Annotated in this window: 18 protein-coding genes and 1 riboswitch; of the genes, 5 read left to right on the forward strand and 13 right to left on the reverse strand. The window is 40.1% G+C overall.

What is annotated here, in order from left to right; all coding sequences use genetic code 11:
* Positions 1-81 precede the first annotated feature (81 nt).
* From Ga0466249_RS09555 to Ga0466249_RS09590, 8 genes are all read right to left on the reverse strand, one after another.
* Positions 82-1083 (reverse strand): TRAP transporter substrate-binding protein, encoded by a 1002-nt coding sequence (locus Ga0466249_RS09555; RefSeq protein ID WP_246588595.1) that lies wholly within the window; start codon positions 1081-1083, stop codon positions 82-84.
* A gap of 210 nt (positions 1084-1293) precedes the next feature.
* A complete protein-coding gene (locus Ga0466249_RS09560) occupies positions 1294-2910 on the reverse strand; it encodes a mannitol dehydrogenase family protein (RefSeq protein ID WP_215829211.1) in 1617 nt (538 codons plus the stop codon).
* Between the two features lie 147 nt (positions 2911-3057).
* On the reverse strand, positions 3058-4311 hold the full coding sequence (locus Ga0466249_RS09565; protein WP_215829212.1) for an MFS transporter: 1254 nt from the start codon (positions 4309-4311) through the stop codon (positions 3058-3060).
* A gap of 173 nt (positions 4312-4484) precedes the next feature.
* Complete coding sequence (locus tag Ga0466249_RS09570; protein WP_215829213.1) at positions 4485-5501, reverse strand: Zn-dependent oxidoreductase; 1017 nt, start codon at positions 5499-5501, stop codon at positions 4485-4487.
* A 35-nt stretch (positions 5502-5536) separates the two neighbouring features.
* Entirely contained in the window at positions 5537-6613 is a 1077-nt protein-coding gene (gene uxuA / locus Ga0466249_RS09575; protein ID WP_215829214.1) for a mannonate dehydratase, read from the reverse strand.
* Between the two features lies 1 nt (position 6614).
* Positions 6615-8057 carry a glucuronate isomerase gene (gene uxaC, locus Ga0466249_RS09580; protein ID WP_215829215.1) on the reverse strand — a complete coding sequence of 481 codons (1443 nt, stop codon included), beginning with the start codon at positions 8055-8057 and terminating at the stop codon, positions 6615-6617.
* Positions 8058-8085: 28 nt separating this feature from the next.
* On the reverse strand, positions 8086-9372 hold the full coding sequence (locus Ga0466249_RS09585) for an MFS transporter (RefSeq protein ID WP_215829216.1): 1287 nt from the start codon (positions 9370-9372) through the stop codon (positions 8086-8088).
* A 296-nt stretch (positions 9373-9668) separates the two neighbouring features.
* A complete protein-coding gene (locus tag Ga0466249_RS09590; protein WP_215829217.1) occupies positions 9669-10376 on the reverse strand; it encodes a GntR family transcriptional regulator in 708 nt (235 codons plus the stop codon).
* A 532-nt stretch (positions 10377-10908) separates the two neighbouring features.
* On the opposite strand from Ga0466249_RS09590, the gene aroA reads away from it, so the two are divergent.
* Genes aroA through Ga0466249_RS09605 form a run of 3 tightly spaced genes read left to right on the forward strand, consistent with a single transcriptional unit; the run spans position 10909 to position 13777 of the window.
* On the forward strand, positions 10909-12171 hold the full coding sequence (aroA, locus tag Ga0466249_RS09595) for a 3-phosphoshikimate 1-carboxyvinyltransferase (protein WP_215829218.1): 1263 nt from the start codon (positions 10909-10911) through the stop codon (positions 12169-12171).
* A complete protein-coding gene (gene aroC, locus Ga0466249_RS09600) occupies positions 12168-13235 on the forward strand; it encodes a chorismate synthase (RefSeq protein WP_215829219.1) in 1068 nt (355 codons plus the stop codon). The genes aroA and aroC overlap by 4 nt, the downstream gene beginning before the upstream one ends.
* Positions 13235-13777, forward strand: coding sequence for a shikimate kinase (locus tag Ga0466249_RS09605; protein ID WP_215829220.1), 543 nt, complete (start codon positions 13235-13237; stop codon positions 13775-13777). The genes aroC and Ga0466249_RS09605 overlap by 1 nt, the downstream gene beginning before the upstream one ends.
* Here the strand turns inward: Ga0466249_RS09605 and Ga0466249_RS09610 are convergent.
* The 3 genes from Ga0466249_RS09610 to Ga0466249_RS09620 all read right to left on the reverse strand — a co-directional run bounded on the left by Ga0466249_RS09610 (position 13774) and on the right by Ga0466249_RS09620 (position 16110).
* A complete protein-coding gene (locus tag Ga0466249_RS09610; protein WP_215829221.1) occupies positions 13774-14859 on the reverse strand; it encodes a nicotinate-nucleotide--dimethylbenzimidazole phosphoribosyltransferase in 1086 nt (361 codons plus the stop codon). The two genes, Ga0466249_RS09605 and Ga0466249_RS09610, sit on opposite strands and share 4 nt — an antisense overlap.
* Complete coding sequence (cobT, locus tag Ga0466249_RS09615; RefSeq protein WP_215829222.1) at positions 14852-15910, reverse strand: nicotinate-nucleotide--dimethylbenzimidazole phosphoribosyltransferase; 1059 nt, start codon at positions 15908-15910, stop codon at positions 14852-14854. Before cobT ends, Ga0466249_RS09610 begins: the two co-directional genes overlap by 8 nt.
* 56 nt (positions 15911-15966) lie before the next feature.
* A complete protein-coding gene (locus Ga0466249_RS09620) occupies positions 15967-16110 on the reverse strand; it encodes a hypothetical protein (protein ID WP_215829223.1) in 144 nt (47 codons plus the stop codon).
* Positions 16068-16257: riboswitch (cobalamin riboswitch) on the reverse strand. It overlaps the preceding gene by 43 nt.
* Before the next feature lie 267 nt (positions 16258-16524).
* Here Ga0466249_RS09620 and Ga0466249_RS09625 point away from each other — a divergent pair.
* Both Ga0466249_RS09625 and Ga0466249_RS09630 read left to right on the forward strand, forming a co-directional pair.
* Positions 16525-18216 (forward strand): LytS/YhcK type 5TM receptor domain-containing protein, encoded by a 1692-nt coding sequence (locus tag Ga0466249_RS09625; protein WP_215829224.1) that lies wholly within the window; start codon positions 16525-16527, stop codon positions 18214-18216.
* Positions 18206-18934 carry a LytR/AlgR family response regulator transcription factor gene (locus Ga0466249_RS09630; protein ID WP_215829225.1) on the forward strand — a complete coding sequence of 243 codons (729 nt, stop codon included), beginning with the start codon at positions 18206-18208 and terminating at the stop codon, positions 18932-18934. Before Ga0466249_RS09625 ends, Ga0466249_RS09630 begins: the two co-directional genes overlap by 11 nt.
* A gap of 73 nt (positions 18935-19007) precedes the next feature.
* Here the strand turns inward: Ga0466249_RS09630 and Ga0466249_RS09635 are convergent, their stop codons facing one another.
* Together Ga0466249_RS09635 and Ga0466249_RS09640 are read right to left on the reverse strand one after the other, a co-directional pair.
* Positions 19008-20495 (reverse strand): DASS family sodium-coupled anion symporter, encoded by a 1488-nt coding sequence (locus Ga0466249_RS09635; protein ID WP_215829226.1) that lies wholly within the window; start codon positions 20493-20495, stop codon positions 19008-19010.
* An 86-nt stretch (positions 20496-20581) separates the two neighbouring features.
* Positions 20582-20839: 2-oxoacid:acceptor oxidoreductase family protein (locus tag Ga0466249_RS09640; RefSeq protein ID WP_215829227.1), on the reverse strand; the 258-nt coding region annotated here is incomplete at its 5' end.

A 20839-nucleotide genomic window follows, 5' to 3' on the forward strand; every position in this document is an offset into this window, starting at 1 on the left:
AAGACTTCCAGGAAAATCTTCCTTGAAGTCTTTTTTTAACTTAAATTATTCTAACTCTATGCCGCCTCTCCACAGCCCTTCTTATTGAACCGCTTGAATTTGAGCAATTACATCCTTATATTCAGGATAATTGGCATACATGGGTTCAACGGCCTTACGGAAGGCTGCTTTATCGGGGTTGGAAATAATGACACCTTTATCTTTTAAATCATTAAGCGATTTAGTCGTATACTCAGCCCAAACCTGTCTTTGGTATACACCGGAATCTATAGCAGCCTGCATGACAATTTTCTGATCGTCCGGTGACAGTGTGTCCCAGATTTTTTTACTCATGATAACTGTCTCAGGAACCATAGCATGTTCATCAAGCGCGAAATATTTACATACTTCAAAATGCTTAGCCGACCATAAACTCGGCGGATTGTTTTCAGCACCATCAATAATACCTGTTTGAAGTCCACTATACACTTCACCATAGCCCATAGCTGTAGCAGAAGCGCCCAAGGTATTTACTGTGTCGACAAAAATTTTACTTTGTTGTACGCGAATTTTCTGTCCCTGCGCATCTGCTGGTGAATTAATGGCTTTTGTCTTAGTATAAAAGCTACGTGAGCCCGAATCATAGTAAGTCAAACCAATCAGATTACTTTTTTCCAATTCTTTAAGCATGCCTTTGCCAATATCTCCGTCAAGAACTTTCCAAAGATGAGTGGCATCACGGAAAAGAAAAGGCATGGAAAGTGCACCCATTTGAGGAGAAAAACTAGCTAGAGGTGCCGAATTTACACGATCAATAGCAATCGTGCCCATTTGTGTCATTTCGATGGATTCTTTTTCACCGCCCAATTGACCGCCCGAATAAACTTGCATTTTAATGCGGCCTTGCGTTCTTTCATCAAGCAATTGTGCCATTTTCTTTAGTCCCATAACAGTTGGATAATCCTCTGGCTGATTATCAGCAGCTTTCAATACAATCTCCTTTTTCGCCGCTGGTGCTTGCGAGGAGCTGCCACAACCAACAAGAAAAGTGGTAGCTGCAAATAAGCCTAACAAACCTACGGTCATCCATTTTAGTCTTCTCATATTCATCCTCCTTATATTAACTATCTATTCCTTATTTTACCATACTAGCCTATCATCTTTACCATTATTTTGAATAAATAAATCCGATTATTCATTCTTGTGTTATCCAACTAACTAAAAAAGCCGCGATGGAAGTATCCATCGCAGCCCGTAAACACCTGATTCATCTATCATGCTCTTCCTAAATAACTCAAAAGCACTTTCTAACTATTAGCCCAAATATTTGTGCAAGGTATTCCGCACAGCACCTTTTCCAGCAATCATTTCTTGAAAATAGCCTTCAATTTTTTCTCCCAAACCAATCTGATAAAGATTTATTCCAAACAATTCTTCATTCGACAAAATTGATTGTAAACTTTTCCGAGCTGATTGTGGTTCGCCTAATCTGACTTGAGAAATAGCCCCTTGCAAAGTTTCCAATAAAGGATCAGAACTTAACTTCATCGCTTTACCTTCATCATCTAAGCCCATTACATATCTGCACCATCCGGCAATAGTCAATGGAATATAGACTAATGTCTTACTATCCAAATCAGATCGCTCGGAGTAAGCTTTGATAGTTTCACCAAAACGGATACCAACTTTCTGCGATGTATCTGTCGCAATTCTTTGCGGTGTATCGGGTATATAGGGATTAGGCAATCTTACTTCAATGACTTCTTTAATGAAATCCTTTGGATCTAAAATTTTCGGATCAACGACAACAGGCATTCCTTCGTCATAACCAATCCTTTGGACTAATTTTTTTAAATCTTGATCATTCATTTCATCAGCAATGAGCGTATATCCCAGCAAGCAGCCAAAAATGGCCAGGGCCGTGTGAAGAGGATTCAGACAAGTACAAACCTTCATTTTTTCCACTCTGTTCACTGTCTGACGATCCGTAAACATGACACCTGCTGCTTCTAACGGCATGCGTCCATTAGGAAATTGATCTTCAATAACTAAATACTGCGGCTTTTCAGCATTCACAAAAGGTGCAATATAAGTATTCTTCGTCGTACAAATCAACTCTGTGCTACTAAAACCGCTATCATTTAGAGCCTGTTTGACACTTTCGGCAGGGCGCGGTGTAATTTTATCAATCATACTCCAAGGAAAAGAAACCCTGTCTGGATTATTGATATACTCAAGGAAGGCCTTTTCAACAAAATCATTCTCAAGCCATTCTTGCGCAATTGTCCGAACAGCTTGATACAATTTTTCGCCATTATGAGAACAATTATCCATGCTGACAAGAGCAATAGGGAGCTCACCCTGCTTAAAACGTTTATAAACTAAAGCTGTAATAATCGCCATCACACTTTGAGGCTGTTTGGGCCCAGTTTTCATGTCCTGTTCCACCGCAGGCAAATAATGTCCCGACATATTTTTTAGGCCGTAGCCTTTTTCAGTAATCGTAAAACTAGCCATTTGCAAGGAAGGCTTACAAAATATCGCTTTGAGTCGTTGCCAGTTTGTTTCCCGCGCCGGATCGCCCACTAAACTTTCGCCAATGCTTCCAATCAGCTTTTTTTCCAAGCTGCCATCTTGGTTCATAATGGCCAGCAAGCTCAAATTACCATAAGGATCATAAATTTTTTCAATAATTTCCTGATCATAGGTCTCGACAGCAATAATACCTGTACTTGCTTTACCTTGATTTAAAAGAGTCTGCTGCAATGTCGCGATAAAACCGCGAAAAATGTTTCCTGCCCCAAAATGTACCCACGTCGGATTTTCTCTTGTGGAAGCTACCATCTGATCATAATCAAAATTCAGCGTTTCAATCCCTGCTTGATTCCATAATTGGCTGTTCTTGATACTAGACTGACTTAATGTTAACATTATAAATTCCCCCTTCTTGACTAATTAAACGGAATAAACTTAATGACCCTACAGCTAAAACGGATTTAAATTTTTTCTATTAAAATATAATAAATTTACACTTTTCAAAGAATATTTGTACAGTATTTAATATGACCACTCCAAAAATTATACTTTAATAGGACGAACAAAGAATGCCACCGCTAAAGAACCTATCAATGCCAATGAACCTGCTAAAACAAACGCACTAGTAAAAACACCCGTTGATTGTACAATAAAACCTGTGACAGCAGGACCAATTACACCGGATAGATTTGCAAGAAAGTGAACAAACCCGCTAACACCACCAACATTTTCTTCACTAACCGTATCCTGAATCAGTGCCCAGTATGTTGATCCAGTTAAATAAAGAGTAAAAATAGCAATCGCCATTAAAATAACAGCCCATACAACAGATTCTACAAAACCAGTCAAACAAATACAAATTGAGGTAACGCCTAGGCCAACTACCAATACAATTTTACGCGAAAACATTAATTTTCCAGTCTTACGAAATACAAAATCAGAAATAAAACCACCAGATGCCAATCCAATGAAACCAGTAAACCAAGGAAGTACAGTTACAATACTCATCGTTGCAATACTAAGTCCCTTGGCCATGGTCAAATAACTTGGAAACCACGTTAAGAAAAAGAAAAGATTATAATTGTAGGCGAAAAATGCAAGTGCCGTTAATAATATTGTCCGTTGTTTCAAAAAATAACTCAATGGTAATTTGCTATCACTACTAATGGAATTTGCCATCATTTTACCTTGATTAATTTCATTTAATTCATCCTGTGAAATTCTCGGATCTTCAGATGGCAAATCCCTGGCAATACGCCACCAAAACATTGCCCATATTAAACCAATAATAGCCATAATTATAAATGAAGCTTTCCAACTAAAATATAAAGCAATAATTCCTACAATCGGTCCAGCAACAGCAGCACCTAATGGAGTTCCAGAACTAGCAATGCCCATGGCACTGGAACGTTCTTTTGCCGGAAACCAACTACTTACAACTTTGCTAGTAGTAGCTGAAATTGGCCCTTCTCCAATACCGAAACAAACACGTACAATAAAAAGAGATACAAAACTATACGCAGCTGCAATGAGCCCACAAAAAACAGACCAAACACTCATCGAAACAGAAAATACTTTTCTGGGTCCGTAAATATCTGAAAAATAGCCACCTACAAAATTAAAAACTGCATATCCCATAAAAAAACCGCTAAATAATATACCTAATTGAGCAGGAGTAAGTCCATATTCTTGAGTAATAAATGGAGCCGCTACAGAAAAGGCAGTTCTATCCATATAATTTATAAAACTAGCCATGAAAATCAACAAAATAATTTGCCATCGACGCTTATGAAGCATTTGTAACCCTCCTTAAAATATTGTATTGTAATAATCATTCGAAATATTATGTTATCTTATATAAAAATATTATGGAGGAAAATTTATCTTGCTTTTTCTTCCCCCATATACTTTACAATAATTTCCACGAAGTTTAAAATTAAAAATCTACTATTAATCTGTCCTAAACCTTGTTAAAATTCAAGAACAATCTTACACACATCTTGCGGATTTGTACCTGCCAATTCAAAAGCTTTTTGCGTTTCTTCAAAAGAAAAAGTATGAGTAAGAATTTTCGCGGGTTGTACAAGCCTCTTAGTAAACCATTCAATAACCTGGGGAAACTTATTATTATTTAATCGGGTTCCTATAATTTCAAGTTCACGACTCATAATATCCACCTGTGGTATTTTAACAACCTCAGTACTAAAACCTAATACAACCACTCTGCCAGCAGCTGAAGCAATATTATGAATACACGTTTCAAGTATTTCGATATTTCCCGTGGCTTCATAAATGAGACTTGCACCTTCATTATTAGTAAAGGCCATCATTTCTTTTGCCAAGTCACTGGTCTTAGCATTAATCACAAGATCAGCACCCATTTCCTTTGCCCACTTTAGCCTAGTTTCAACAATATCCATGATAGCAACACGGGCCCCTATCATTTTGACCGCTTGTAAAATAATCAGCCCAATCGGCCCTGCACCACAAATCAGAACAGTATCATCCACAACTAACCGACCACGCTCCATGACTTGAGCAGCAATCGTATAAGGTTCGACAAGAGCAGCAATTTTCCATGGAATAGTATTAGGCAACTTATGAGCTTGAGTACCCGCTACAGCAATATATTCTTGATAACCACCATCCCGATGTACACCCAATACATTAAGACTTTTACAAACATTATGACGTCCAACACGGCAAGGATAACACTGTCCACAAGAAACTACAGGATCAATGGCTACTCGATCGCCAACTTGTAAATCATTCACTTGTGCGCCGATTTCTACCAATTCACCAACAAATTCATGTCCAACAACTCTAGGATAGGTAGCGAAAGCATTTTTGCCATGATAAATATGAACATCTGACCCACATATTCCTGCAGCTTTCACTCTAACCAATACTTCATTTTCCTTTATTTTCGGGATATTCCGTTCTACAATACGTATTGTACCAGGTTTAACAATCTCTACCGCTTTCATATTGAATCCCCCCACTGTTCATTCTATATTTTTAATTACGACTTCGCGCCTCGCTCAATGGCATCCCAAAGACCACATAAATAATTAGCTCCTAAAGCTCTGTCATAAAGTCCGTAGCCAGGTCTTCCTTCTTCTCCCCAAATCATTCTGCCATGATCCGGGCGAATGGGGCCGGTAAATCCAATATCATAAAAAGCCTTCATAATTTCATACATATCGAAAGAACCCTCATCAGACTTATGAGCCGTCTCATTAAAGATGCCTGGTTCATGCACTTGTACATTTCGTACATGTCCAAAATGAATGCGGCCCATCTTACCAAAGTAACGAATAATTTCCGGTATATTGTTTTCCAAGTTTGATCCCAAGGAACCACTGCAAAGAGTTAGACCATTACTAGGACTATCCACTAAATTGATAATTCTTTCTAGATTTTTCTTACTTGTTACAATACGAGGAAGTCCGAATACGGAGAACGGGGGATCATCGGGATGAATAGCCATCTTGATACCACATTCTTCCGCTACAGGTACTATGGCTTTTAAAAAGTATTCTAAGTTTTTAAATAGCTGTTCTTCGTCCACATTTTTGTATGCATCGAACAAATTCTGAAGTTCCGTTAACCGCCCTTGCTCCCAGCCCGGAAGTTCGAATCCATTTGAGTTGGCTTTCATTTCTTCTACTAACTTTTGCGGGTCTTTATCACGAATAATTCGCGCATCAAATGCTAACGCTGTGGAACCATCAGGTAACACTTTCGCTAAGTCTGTCCGAGTCCAGTCAAAAACAGGCATAAAATTGTAGCAGACTACTTTAACGCCCGCTTTTCCCAAATTTCTTAATGAAGTATTGTAATTCTCAATATATTCATCACGTGCTGGAACTCCCAGTTTAATGTCTTCATGAACATTCACGCTCTCTACTGTTTCAAAAGACAAGCCCACACTCTCTATTTCTTGCTTTAATGCCATAATTTTATCCAGCGGCCAAGCTTCCCCAACAGGAATATCAAATAAAGCCCCCACTACACCACGCATGCCCGGAATTTGTCGAATATCCTGTAATGTAATCTTATCATTTTCTTTACCATACCACCGAAATGTCATTTCCATATCATTTACCTCCCAATAAATTCTCTTGCTTCATTTTTGTTATTTGAAATCCAAAATATTTTTTAACATTATTAAAACAAATATCTTGTATAATTCCACCAATAATGTCCCAATCAGCCGGCACTTCGCCGTTTTCTACCCACTCACCAAACAAATTGCAAAGAATCCTTCTGAAATACTCATGACGTGTATAAGATAAAAAGCTTCGAGAATCCGTCACCATGCCAATAAAATGGCTGATTAACCCTACACTACTCAAAACAGACATTTGTTCAATCATGCCCTTTTTATTATCATTAAACCACCAAGCTGTTCCAAACTGAATTTTTCCTGGAACGTTTCCTGTTTGAAAATTCCCCATTACCGTACCTAAAACATAATAATCTTTTGGATTAATCGCATATAAAATGATTTTGGGCAAACATTTGTCACGCTCAAGAGAATCCAGCAACTTAGCCAGCGAATAGGCCATAGAACAATCATTCATAGCATCAAAACCGCTATTCGGCCCCACGCATCGAAACATTCGACTATTATTATTGCGCATAGGCCCAATATGAAGTTGCATGATCCAACCTAATTGGGCATACTTTCTGCCACAAAATTGAAGAAAAGCTGTTTGATAGCATTCAACATCATGCTCAGAAATGTTTGCACCTTGTAAAGCGCGTTGAAAAATCTCAGCAATTATATCTTGTGAACTTTCTAAATAAGGAACTCGTTGTAAACCATGATCTGCACTCCGACAGCCCATATCGTGGAAAAACTGCATGCGCCTCTCTAAAGCCGCTAAAAACTCGCCATACGTAGTAATGTGACAGCCCGTTACTTTACCAAGTTGTTCCACCCATGGAATAAAATCTGATGAACCCAGTTCCTGGCCTTTATCGGGACGAAACGTAGGCAATACTTGAACTGCAATCGTTGCATCCTCGCGAATTCTACGATGATACTCAAGCGAATCTACCGGATCATCTGTTGTGCAAATGACCTTGACATTGGATTTTGAGATCATGGCTCGCGCACTATATTCTTTAAGTCCTAATAATGAATTTATTTTCTCCCAAACAGCAGGCGCATTTTGTACAGTCAAGGGTCCATATATTCCAAAAAAGCGTTGCAATTCCAAATGTGTCCAATGATAAAGCGGATTTCCAATACACTTTTCTAGCGTTTGAGCCCATGCTAAAAACTTGTCATAATCATTGGCATCTCCCGTAATAAGCCGTTCATCTATACCATTACTACGCATGGCCAGCCATTTATAATGATCACCATAAAGCCATGCTTCAGTAATGTTTTTAAACTGTTTGTTCTCAAATATCTCTTTCGCATCTAAATGACAATGATAGTCAATAATTGGCATCGTCTTTGCGTATTCATGATAAAGCCTTACTGCCGAATCATTTTCTAATAGAAAGTCATCATCCATAAACTGTTTCATGAGCATCACACATCCTTCCTAAATTTTTTTATGCCAAGATTTCACTATCTTTTTTTATTACTTTATCTTGTTTTACAAAGATCGCTACTGCCAATGCACCGATAATGGCTAACCCGCCAGCCAATAAAAATGCCGGCGTATATTGCCCGGTTGTCTGTACGATCCATCCTGTAATTGCTGGGCCCATAATACCAGAAATATTTGCTACCCCATGAATAAATCCACTAGTGCCACCCACTCTTTCCGGTGGAACAATATCTTGAATGATAGCCCAATAAGTTGTTGCTTGCAAATATAGGAAACAAATTCCCAGGGTCATAAGAACAACCGCACTCATTAAGGTATTAGCCAAGCCAGTCAAAGCAACACAAATTGCAGCAAAGCTTAAACAGACTACTAACACAACTTTCCGGGAAAATAATAATTTACCTGTTTTTTTGTAAATATAATCGATAAGAAAACTGCCGGCAATCTGTCCTACAGCACCTGCAATCCAAGGAATCATTGCAGCAATTCCCATTTCCTTGATGCTCAACTGTCGAACATCAACTAGATAACTAGGAAACCACGTCAAAAAGAAAAACAAAGTGTAATTATAGCCATAAAGACCTACTAATAAGGCTAATATTTTACCCTGCTTAATAACGGACAGTAAAGAAACCTTTTCATGGATCGTTGAATTTACAGTAATCAATTCTTCTTTACCTTCATTGATCAATGCCAATTCTTCCGGAGTTACAGATGGATGTTCGCTAGGCTTATCCGTAACCGTTTTCCACCAAATAAGGGTCCATATTATCCCAACTACTGCTAAAATGATGAACGAAGCTTCCCAGCCCCACCATAATGATATAAATGCCACTAATGGTGCGGATATAGCAGCGCCGACAGGAGCTCCTCCATTACAGATACCAACAGCCGTTGCTCTTTCTTTTAATGGAATCCAATTGTTCATGGTCTTGTTAGTTGTCGCAGTGATAGGCCCTTCACCAAGACCAAATATTACCCTACAAAGAAATAACGAGATAAAATTGAAAGTACCAGCTGTAAGGCCACAAAAAATGGACCATACCCCCATAGCCGCTCCCATAACTTTCTTAGGTCCAATCTTGTCAGACATATATCCGCCAACGAAATTAAACAACGCATATCCAACAAAAAAACTGCTCAAAATCAACCCAGACTCAAAATGACTAAGCTCAAATTTTTTCGATAAAATTGGCAATGCTACAGACATCGCAGACCTATCAACATAATTAATAGCATTCGCTAAAAAAAGGAAAAGAACAATAGTCCATCGATAACCTTTAAACATAATTTTTCTCTCCTCCAATTCATAGAATCATTTTAGTCCAATTTTATTGAATTTAAGCAATTCAAAATTACCATCCCCTTCTTGAAGCATTGAGCTAAAAATAACGTACTTATATGATAATATTAAGGGTTAAATCATCTTTCTTTTTACATACTACCATACTAGTATGGTAGTAATCAATACTGTTTTCAATTAATTTCATCAAATCTGAATTATCGAACGAGATATTATAGATAGTCCCGATGATCTACGTAGACCATCGGGACTAGCTAGCTTCAATTGCGACTCATTTTTCCTTATATTTTTTCCACCAATTTCTTCTGTTTAAAATAATCGGGATAATCCTTTAAAAGTTCATTTAAATCAAAAGTCACTTTATTAATGTGAAGATAAATCATCTCACTTCCAAGCTGAACATCCTGTTCTTGAATAGCACGAATCAGTTCGCTGTGTTGCTGCCAAATTCGCGGCATATCATGTCCGTTAGCCACATTCAACATTCGTACACGATTATAATGGGTATGTAATTGCTGAATGACAGACCAAACGCGTGTTTTTTTACAACCTTCAAAAATGGTACTATGCAATGCATCATCGAGTTCAAAAAATTTCAAAGGATTTTGATCTTCAATACATTCTTTTTGCAATGCAAGACACGCTTGTAACTTCACTAATTGATCGCTGGGGAATTCTTTACAAGCTAGTTTAATCACTTCTTTTTCAACAGTTTCACGCAAAAATTTTGATTCCTTAACATGTTCCAAATCAATGAGCGATACATAGGTTCCTTTCTGGGGAACGACATCTAATAAATATTCCTGAGACAATCGAATAAAAGCTTCTCTCACCGGCGTTCTACTGACATTTAATAAAACAGCAATATCTTTTTCAGATAGAGCACTACCTGGTAAAAGTTTTAACTGCATAATATTGGCTTTTAAAACCCGATAGACGTACTCGCGAGTTGATTCATGTGCTACTGGTTCAATCATATCCACATCCATGCTTGTTCCCCGATTCCTTACATATTTGTATCAAATGTACTATAGAATTCATCGATATGTCAACCAACGGCTCCAGGCAAAATATGCACGCCACTACCAGACAACAATTGTTCTTTTAAATATTTTTTCTAGAACAATTGTTAACACTTTTTAATATATTTCACCTGTTTATATAAAAAAATGTTTCGTTACTGCTTGACAGAGATTGCTTCTTTTCATATAATAAGGTGAATAAATTGATTTTTTCTCTGTGCAGGAGGCTATTCCCCGATGATTACTCACTTAAACAAAACAATTACAAAACAATATTATTACTTTTTTAGCTGGGGCTACTTTTTTAGCGCTGGCTATTTTGGTTGGAAAAAATTGAATAGATTGTCGTTAAGTGAGGCCTCAGCAATATAATATACGCGTAAACAAAACAGAATAGAAAAGCGCTATATAAAAGAGACTCATGTGAGTCTCTTTTTTTATCTATAAAATATTCATGGTAGAAAATAATAACATAATCGAACGATAGAAAGAGGGTTCTATGATGGCTACTATAACAATCATCCCCAATTTGTTAAGCGGAAATATTCACATTCCCCCATCCAAAAGTCTTTCGCACCGTGCAGTAATTTGTGCCGCCCTGGCAAATGGGACATCCTGTATTAAAGGTCTTATATTTTCCGATGATATTACTGCAACAATCGATGCAATGAAAGCCCTGGGTACGGAAATCTCCCAAGAAAAGGACAGTGTCCTCATCCGTTCCAACGGAAGCCTAACACCGCAAAAAGACATTATTGATTGCTGTGAATCAGGTTCTACGTTACGCTTTCTCATTCCTCTTGCTCTGACAAACCATTCCATCACATTTACTGGGCGAGGCAAACTCATTGAACGCCCCTTAGATACTTATTACAAAATATTTGACGAGCAACAGATTGCTTATCAAACGACACAAGGCAACCTTCCCTTATCTGTTACAGGACAACTAAAACCCGGATACTTTCGGTTACGCGGAGATATTAGTTCTCAGTTTATTACTGGACTATTATTCACCCTGCCGCGTCTTGAAAGCAATTCAAAAATTAATCTTACAACGCCCTTAGAATCGCAAGGTTACATTGATTTAACGTTAACTATGCTAGAACGGTTTGGTATTCACGTAACAAATAATGACTACCAAGAGTTTATCATTCCAGGCAATCAGCGCTATACTAGCCAAAATTACCATGTTGAGGGAGACTATTCGCAAGCTGCCTTCTGGCTGGCAGCCGGACTTATAGGTTCTTCTGTCTGTTGCTTAGATCTAAATCCGCATTCCGTGCAAGGTGACAAAGTCATTATTGATATTTTAAACAAACTAGGCGGAAATATTACTTTTGGTACAAATTCAATAACCGCCACACCTAGTAAAACGTCAGGAATCGAAATCAATGCGGCTCAGTGTCCTGATTTAGTGCCTATTTTAGCTGTATTAGCCGCAGTCAGCGAGGGAACGACTCATATTGTTCAAGCAGGCCGACTGCGGTTAAAAGAATCAGATCGGCTGCATGCCATTACACAAGAACTCAATAAACTTGGCGCTGATATTCATGAAGGCAGTGATTTTCTCACTATCCAGGGTCGCAAAGAATTGACTGGGGGCATTGTGGATAGCTGGAATGATCACCGCATTGCCATGGCCCTTGCCATTGCTTCGCTTCGCTGCCATGAGTCAGTAACCATTCAAAACAGCAGCTGTGTTAATAAATCTTATCCTGATTTTTGGAAAGACTTTGCGGAGCTAGGAGGGAAAATTAAATGAGTGCTACATGGGGTAGAAAAGTTCGTTATACTATTTTTGGTGAAAGCCATGGCAAAGGCATCGGCATGACTATCGATGGATTACCGCCGGGACTCATGATTAACTGGGATGACGTAACAAAAGAACTAGCGAGACGCGCCCCCGGAAACAGTCCTCTTGCCACGTCACGCCGTGAAACGGATCATTTTATCCTCTTGAGCGGTTTATTCCAGGGAAAAACAGCAGGCACGCCTTTATGCGCTATGATTGAAAATCACAATCAGCACTCGGCAGATTATGAAACGGCTATCCAAAAATTCCGTCCCAGCCATGCCGACTATGCCGGTCATGTCAAATACAAAGGTTATAATGATCCACGTGGCGGAGGACATTTTTCCGGACGACTCACGGCGCCGCTCGTTTTTGCCGGCGCCATTATCAAACAGCTACTACTCCAACAAAAGATTATCATTGGCTCACATATCGAACGTATTGGCAGCATTTCCGAACCCCGCTTTGATGCTGTTACTGTAGATGAAAAGTCACTTTTAAGGCTGAACCAACAAAAATTTGCTGTACTAGATCCAATAATCGGAGAAGAGATGCAAAATACTATTCTCGCAGCAAAAGCAGACAATGACTCCGTGGGAGGCGTCATTGAAACAGCAGCCATTCATTTATCAGCTGGGTGGGGAGATCCTTTTTTTGATTCATTAGAAAGCACTTTATCTCATCTACTTTTTTCCATTCCCGCTGTAAAGGGCATAGAATTTGGGGCAGGCTTTGAATTTGCTGCAATGTACGGCAGTACAGCAAATGACGCCATGCAGTGCCAAGATGGCAGGATTCAGACAACTACCAATCACAATGGTGGCATTACAGGCGGTATTACAAATGGCATGCCTCTTATTTTCCGCGTAGCTATAAAACCCACACCTTCTATTAGCCAAAAACAGCACACAGTCAACGCGCAGGGTGAAAACATTCTTCTTTCTACCATTGGCCGTCATGATCCATGTATTGTTCCACGAGCGGTCCCTGTTGTAGAAGCTGTAACGGCACTCGCGCTTTGGGAGATGATATAATGAAAATGAATTTGTATGCAAATAACGTTGTATTAATCGGCATGCCTGGCTGTGGTAAATCTTCAATAGGCTCGCTGCTCGCTCCGGCACTCAAAATGAAATTTTATGATGTAGACCGTTATATCGAAAAAAAAGAACAGCAAAGCGTTGCTGAACTTTTTTCACATGGCGAAGATCATTTTCGTCAAATCGAAAGTCAGGCCATTTTCGACATTTACAACAAGTCCTCGATTGTTATCGCAACAGGCGGCGGTGTTGTGACACGACATCAAAATATGGTACTTCTGCAACAACAAGGCATTATTTTTTATATTGAACGTTCCATTGAGATGATTATCGATTCCCTTGGTGCAGCTGAACATCGCCCCTTACTTGCCGGCAATGTTCAGCGCATTTACACCTTATATGAACAGCGAAAACATCTTTACGAAAAATATGGTCACTATCGAATTTCAAACAACGAATCTTGCCAAGCGGCTGTAGAAAAGATCCAAGCAAAGTTACTGGAGCACATACAAATAGAAACAAGACAAGAATGTTAATCTTTAACATTCTTGTCTTGTTTTAAAGCGCCTGGGCCATCTTGAGCAACAGCTACCTGCGCAGTGCCAAAAGTTTTCATATCATTTAAAACATGTAAAGATGCATTTATGAGAGACATGCCTAAAGCTGCCCCTGTTCCTTCACCTAAATTCATCTGCAGCTGTAAATAAGCTGGTATATGTAAACATTCCAGCGCTTCCTGATGTGCAGGCTCCATAGCAAACTGTGATCCAATCAGATATTCTTGAACAGTCGGAGCCAATTGTACGGCAATAAGCGCTGCGGCACTTGTTACGAGTCCATCAAGCACAACTGCCGCACCGCCAGCAGCTGCACCAAGTATGACTCCAACTAAACCAGCAATTTCAAAACCACCGACCTTGCTTAGCACGTCAAGAGCATCCTGCTTATCCGGACAATTGACTGTCAGCGCTGTTTTTAGCAGCTCAATTTGTCTGTTTCCAGATAAATTGATTGCTGTGTTGGAGTTTACAAGATCACTCAGCGGTTTTTCACTATAACAAGCAACAAGAGCCATTCCTGACAGATTATTTGCTCTGCCGATGTCACCTAAGCCAAAAATATGCGTTCCCTGCCTCCTTTCTATCTGAGCTATTTTGATGCCAACCTCGATGGCCTGTACCGTTTGAATTCGAGTCATTGCCGCTTGCTTGAGAATGTTTTTCGTTCCATAGGCAATTTTCTCATGATAAACGAACTGAGAAGTTGGCAAATCAGCAGCTACACCGACGTCAACAACACCCCACTTAGCCGCTGCATGATCCGCAAAAACCTTGATAGCTGCACGGCCTGTACAACAATCATTGATTCTTTGCACTGTTGATTCACGTAAATCGGGGGGAATGGCCTCGGTTATGCCATGATCCCCTGCCATAATAATAATACTCTTCTTTAAATCGTGTGGCCGTGGGGTACCTGTGATGCCTGCTAGTTTCTTAGCAAGGTGTTCAAATGAATGAAGACTGCCTAGCGGCTTGGTCAAGTTGTCCAGTCGCAACTGACATTTTTCCATGGCTTCTTCATCTAAGGGTTTTATCGAAGTAATAACCTGGTCAAGCATGATTCATTCCTCCTGCCTGACCCAATTTTCTACTATGATTGAGTAATTTTACAGCAAGTGTTAACATATCGACTACAATAGATGCTCCAATGGCTTCGCCTAGACGAACGCCCATATCTACGCAGGCTTCTAAATGTAAAAACTGCAAAGCAATCTGATGGGCTGGTTCTGTCGACAAGTGAGATGCAAATAAATAATCTTTCACAAGTGGGTGCAGCGTGCTGGCAATTAACGCCGCCGCAGTTGTATTCAGTCCATCAATAATGACGGCACAGCGATTGGCAGCACAACCTAGAATAACGCCTGCTAGCGCCCCCAGCTCAAAACCGCCCACCTTGGCCAGCACGTCTATACCATCTGTGACATCAGGCTGATTGACTGTAAGTGCCTGGCGAACAATTTTTCTTTTAACTTCTAATCGAGCATCGGATATACCTGTACCTCGTCCAGTCACCACATCGGCAGGCAATCCCGTAAAAGCGGCTACAATGGCTGCGCTTGCTGTCGTATTACCAATACCCATTTCACCTAGGCTAAAACAGGTATAACCCTGCTGTACATAGTCATTTACAATGGCAATGCCTGTTTCAATAGCCAACAAAGCCTGCTCACATGTCATGGCCGGTCCTTGAGTAAAATCATGCGTACCATAAGCAATTTTTTTATGCAAAAGTCCGGGGACATGTGATAAATCTCCGGCTACTCCCATATCAACAACAACTAAATGAGCGCCACAAAAATTAGCAAATGCATTGGCACTACCACCTTTCGAAATACAATAATTCGCCGTCATGTGAAGTGTTGTCTCCACTGGATAGGCACTAATTCCCTGCTTAGCAACACCATGATCGGCAGAGGCAATAATCATACAGTTACGAGGCAGCTCCAGATGTAATTTTCCCAAAATCCCTGCATATTGTTCTATCATACTTTCCAAACGCCCCAGGCTTCGGCCGGTTTGGTTAAAAATTTCCAATTGAACCTTGACCTGTTCCATAACAACTGCATCTAAAGCCGTAATTTTTAGCAATGTTTCTTGTAATAAACTCATGACAACCTCCAATATAAAATGAACGGATAAATTTAGTCTTTAGTCTACCCTCTGGATCAAAAATATTCTTCCTGTAATGATAAAAAGACATCTGCATAGATTAAAAAAAGAAGGCCTTTTGAGCAAATAGCTCGAAAAGCCTTCTTTTCCATGAAGGATATTTTAGCGGTAAAAGGTAGGTCTCCTGGCTCCTGGCTCATCAACAACTTACCCCTTCCCCTAATTGAGTGGCTTTGTAAGTTCTCCCCAGTACAGTGGCGGGCCCGCGCTTATGCATAACAAAGATGCTCTGACTTTCCTATTATCCCCCCATCACTCTGGGTGGCACCTTAACCGTATACTTATCTAATTGATGTCATTATAGCAGGCAAACAAACATGCGTCAATACAGACTGAATCTATAATAGTCAGTAAAATTTTTCCTTCTCAGCCAATCTTTTTGTTTATTCCAAATGAGATTGTCCACTTTAACAAACGTTACGAAGTCAATGTATCCGTGTATTTATTACGGATGATAAAAAAAATGACCATAGAATATGTTATAATAATAATTAGGCTTTACTTGTAAAATTCAGTGAATTATAAAAGTTTCTGCATGATTGTGAGGACTTACTATGTATCTCGATCTACTCCTGCACTTAATTAGTCACATGTCTTTTATCGCCATGACAGCCTATTTGATTGGACGCAGCCAATTTATTATTCATTGTGCTCAACATCCTTTTCAGCCCCGTTCCTGGGTTACCTTAAGTGCCGCTTTTTCTCTGCTCTCCATCATTGGGACCTATACAGGAATCCCTATTGACGGAGCCTTAGCTAATACGCGGCTGATCGGTACATTAATGAGCGGCTTCATAGGAGGGCCTATTGTCGGATTATGTACCGGGATCATTAGTGGCACCCATCGTTTTTTTCTTGGCGGTTTCACAGCAAGTATCTGTGCCGTTGCCACGGTACTAGGTGGTTTATTCGCAGGAATGATCCGCCAAAAATACGGATTAAATCATCTCAATTGGAAAACAGGCGCTCTTGTGGCTCTGATAGCTGAAATCACACAAAAATTCATGATTATTACCTTCGCCAAACCCGCTGAAACAGCCTGGGCCTTCGAAAAAATCAGTGCGGTTCCAACAACACTTGTCACGGTTATAGGAACTATCGTTTTTATGCTTATTACGGAAAACATCAAATTGGAACAAGACAATTACGGTGCTAACGCAGCCGAACTATCTCTCGAAATTGCCAGTCGTACCCTGCCCTACTTGCGCCACGGTTTAACAACAGAATCGGCGCAGAAAACAGCTGAAATCATTTTCAACCTCACCAAAGTCGCATCCGTCTCCATAACCAATCGCGAAGTCGTTCTCGCCTATATCGGCCTTGGTGACGATCATCATAAGGTTGGCGAACCTATTATGACAAGTTCAACAAAACGAACCATCAGTGAGGGCCAGGTACTTATTAGCAGTTCTCTAGAAGAAAGAGGTTGTCCTGTACCCAACTGTCCTTTGCATTCTGGTGTTGTTGCACCACTCACAGCTCATGGAGTGACAATTGGAACCATTAAACTATCCAAACGAGATGATCATGGAATTGGTGAATTAGATTTGCGTATTATAGATGGCATTGCGAATTTATTATCAGTACAAATTCAGCTAGCCGAAATTGACGAACAGCGTGTGATGCGCGAAAAAGCGGAGTTAAAGGCCCTGCAAGCACAAATTAATCCTCACTTTCTATTTAATACAATTAATATTATCATGTCCCTTTGTCGCACTGATCCTGCTACAGCGCGCAATTTATTAGGTCATTTGGCTACGCTTATGCAACAAAGTTTTAGTAGTCACCAAGATTTCATTACAATCCGCGAGGAGCTGCAAGCCGTAGAAGCCTATCTGGAAATTGCCAAATGCCGCTTTGGTAGTCGGTTAACAGTCACACTAGATATTGATAATGCTGCCCTTAATTACTCCATCCCCTTGCTTTCCATTCAGCCCCTAGTAGAAAATGCCCTGCATCACGGCTTATTTCCTAAACTCAGTGATTGCAAACTAACGGTCACAGTAAAGGTTAGCCAAAAAGAGGTAATCATCAAGGTTTCTGATAATGGTGTTGGAATTCCTAGCGATCGGTTGCAATCTGTTCTCCATGCCGAAACCGATGGCATTGGCATACGGAACGTAAACTGCCGAATGACAAGTATTTATGGCAGCAACTATCCGATCACAATTGATAGTAAAGAAGGCCAAGGAACGGATGTTACGTTACATCTTCCAACTGAGGGGAGGTCACAATATGCAGTTTAAAGCCGTCATTGTTGATGATGAGCAGCCTATTTGTGACGAAATCGAGTATTTACTCAAGAAACATCCAAATATTACAGTGGAAAAAAAATTCAATCATTGTTTTGATGCTTTAGCCTATATTACAGAAAATAAACCAGATGTTCTCTTCCTTGACATTAAAATGCCCGGAATATCGGGGTTAGACATGGCAAAAAAGCTCAGCGCCTTGTCAAAACCACCGCTCATTGTATTTATTACGGCTTTCCAAGAACATGCCTTAGAAGCATTTAATACACCCGCGATCGGCTATATCACTAAACCTGTAACTGAAGAAAAGCTGACGAGCATTATACAGAAAATCCGCAATTTATTAGCGCGTGATCATCCCAAACAACCCCATCAGAGCAATAAGATTTGTGTCATAGATAACGGAAAAATCCTACCCTTAAACAAACAAGACATCATACTCGCTTCGGTTAGCGAACGCGATGTGTATATTCGAACCATTCACCAACAATACACATGCAACCTTTCCTTTAAAGAAATTGAAACCATTCTATCTGATGAAAACTTTTTACGCGTCCATCGACAATACATCGTGAATCTCGATGATATTGTCGAGATTATTCCTTGGTTCCATGGCTCCTTTGTGTTACGTATGGAAGGCAATCAACAAGAAAATATTCCTGTAAGTCGTACAAAAGTAAAATTGTTGAAACAGCTTATGGGACTAAAATAAGTTCATACGAAAAAAATAACAGCAACAGGAATTGAAATCCTGCTGCTGTTTATCTTCTAAAGTTCATTCATTTTCACATAATACCAAGCCATTTCCAGTAAGTAGCGCCTAGCACCATAATGACAACATAACCAATAATTGTTAGGGGAATGCCTGTTTTAATAAAGTCCTTGGCCTCAAAGGTTTCAGTACCATAGGCAATCATATTCTGCGGAGCATTGACAGGCAGAATCATGCCGAAGCTAACGACATATTGAAGTACCATGGTCATGCCAATGACATTAATACCGGGTGTCTGTACGCTCTGCAAGATACTAATAATAATCGGAATCATGGCAGCCGCCAAAGCTGTAGCACTGGCAAAACCGAGGTGAATAATGACTAAGAAAGCCGCCATCACTGCAAGTATCGTAAGAGCAGGCAAGGTTTGCAGCCCAAAGGTTGTTACAATGATTTTAGCCAACCAAGCCGCAGCTTTCGTAGATAAAATCGCCGACCCTAAGCTAATGCCCACACCAAACAAAATGAGTGTTCCCCAAGGAATTTTTGCCTGCGCTTCTTTCCATGTCATCACACCAATTCCAGGCATTAAGAGCAGTGAAATAGCAGCAATCGTTGTCGAAGAGGTATCAAAGGGATGAACAATGTTTTCTGTAGCCCAGAAAAAGAGTAATACAAGAGAAATACCCAACAGCTTCTTCTCGGATGACCGCATTGGCCCCAAATCGCGCATGGCCTTTGCAACAGCTTCTTTCCCTCCCGCTATTTCATCGACTTCCGGTGGCATCAATTTAAGCAAAACATAGTATAAAGCAACAGACATAATGATAGCATAAGGCGCCGCTGCAATAAACCAATCCATCCAAGTAATGGTTTTACCAAGCATTTTCTCAATAAATCCGAGGGCGATCATGTTTTGAGCCGCTGCAGTTTTAATGCCCACATTCCAAATACTATCGGCTTGAGCCGTAGCAATCATCATGAGTGCCGCAAAACGGCTTTTCTTCTCAACACCAAAAGCAGAAATGATCCCCATAACAATCGGAACGAGGCAAGATACGCGAGCCGTAGTACTCGGCACAAAAAAGCTTAAAGTAAAGCCAACTAAAATAACACCAATAAGCACGCGATTTGTACGAGCACCTACTTTAGACAATACAACAAGAGCAATCCTTTTGTCTAGCCCCGTATGCGTCATCGCTGCCGCTAAAAACAGTGCACCGCCAACAAGCGCAAGTGCCGTATTACTAAAACCACCCAGAGCAAGTGTTAATGCTTTCGCAGTACCCAACACAGTTTCCGGTTTCGCTGCATCTGGTGAAATTCCTAGTAAAAAGGCCATAAGGGTCATAATAATAGCAGCACTAACAGGATAAGATACAGCTTCTGTCATCCAAATAATAACTGAAAATACCAAAATTGCCAGCATCCGTTGCCCAGCAATAGGCAACCCCACAGGTGTGGGAAGTGCAATCATTGCAAACATAATAATCAACCCGAGAATAAGTCCATAGCGTTTACTAAATGACCCTTGAGACACTGCCGAAATCGTCTTTTCCATTCGAACATTCCCCCCTTGTTTCATTATTGAAAATATTCAGTTTGAAATTTTGCGGTTGCAGTGTCTTCGCTGCAACCGCAAAATGATTACGCGTTTATCAGTGACATCCCGAGTTCAAAAGCCTGTTCATTCTTGGCTTCTGTTCCTTTTGGTACCCTGGCCAGTACGGCCTTCACGGCCGATTCTTTGCTTACCGCTTTTGTCAGGGCTACAATCGCCCCAATGGCAATGATATTGGCAAACAAGGCTCTGCCTAAAACTTCTTTTGCCTTTTCTGTAATGGGCAGCTGATAGACATTCGTGAATTTATTCGGAATGTCTTTAACGAAGGTTGTATCAATGAC

The sequence above is a fragment of the Pelorhabdus rhamnosifermentans genome (genome assembly GCF_018835585.1).
Classification (GTDB): domain Bacteria; phylum Bacillota; class Negativicutes; order UMGS1260; family UMGS1260; genus Pelorhabdus; species Pelorhabdus rhamnosifermentans.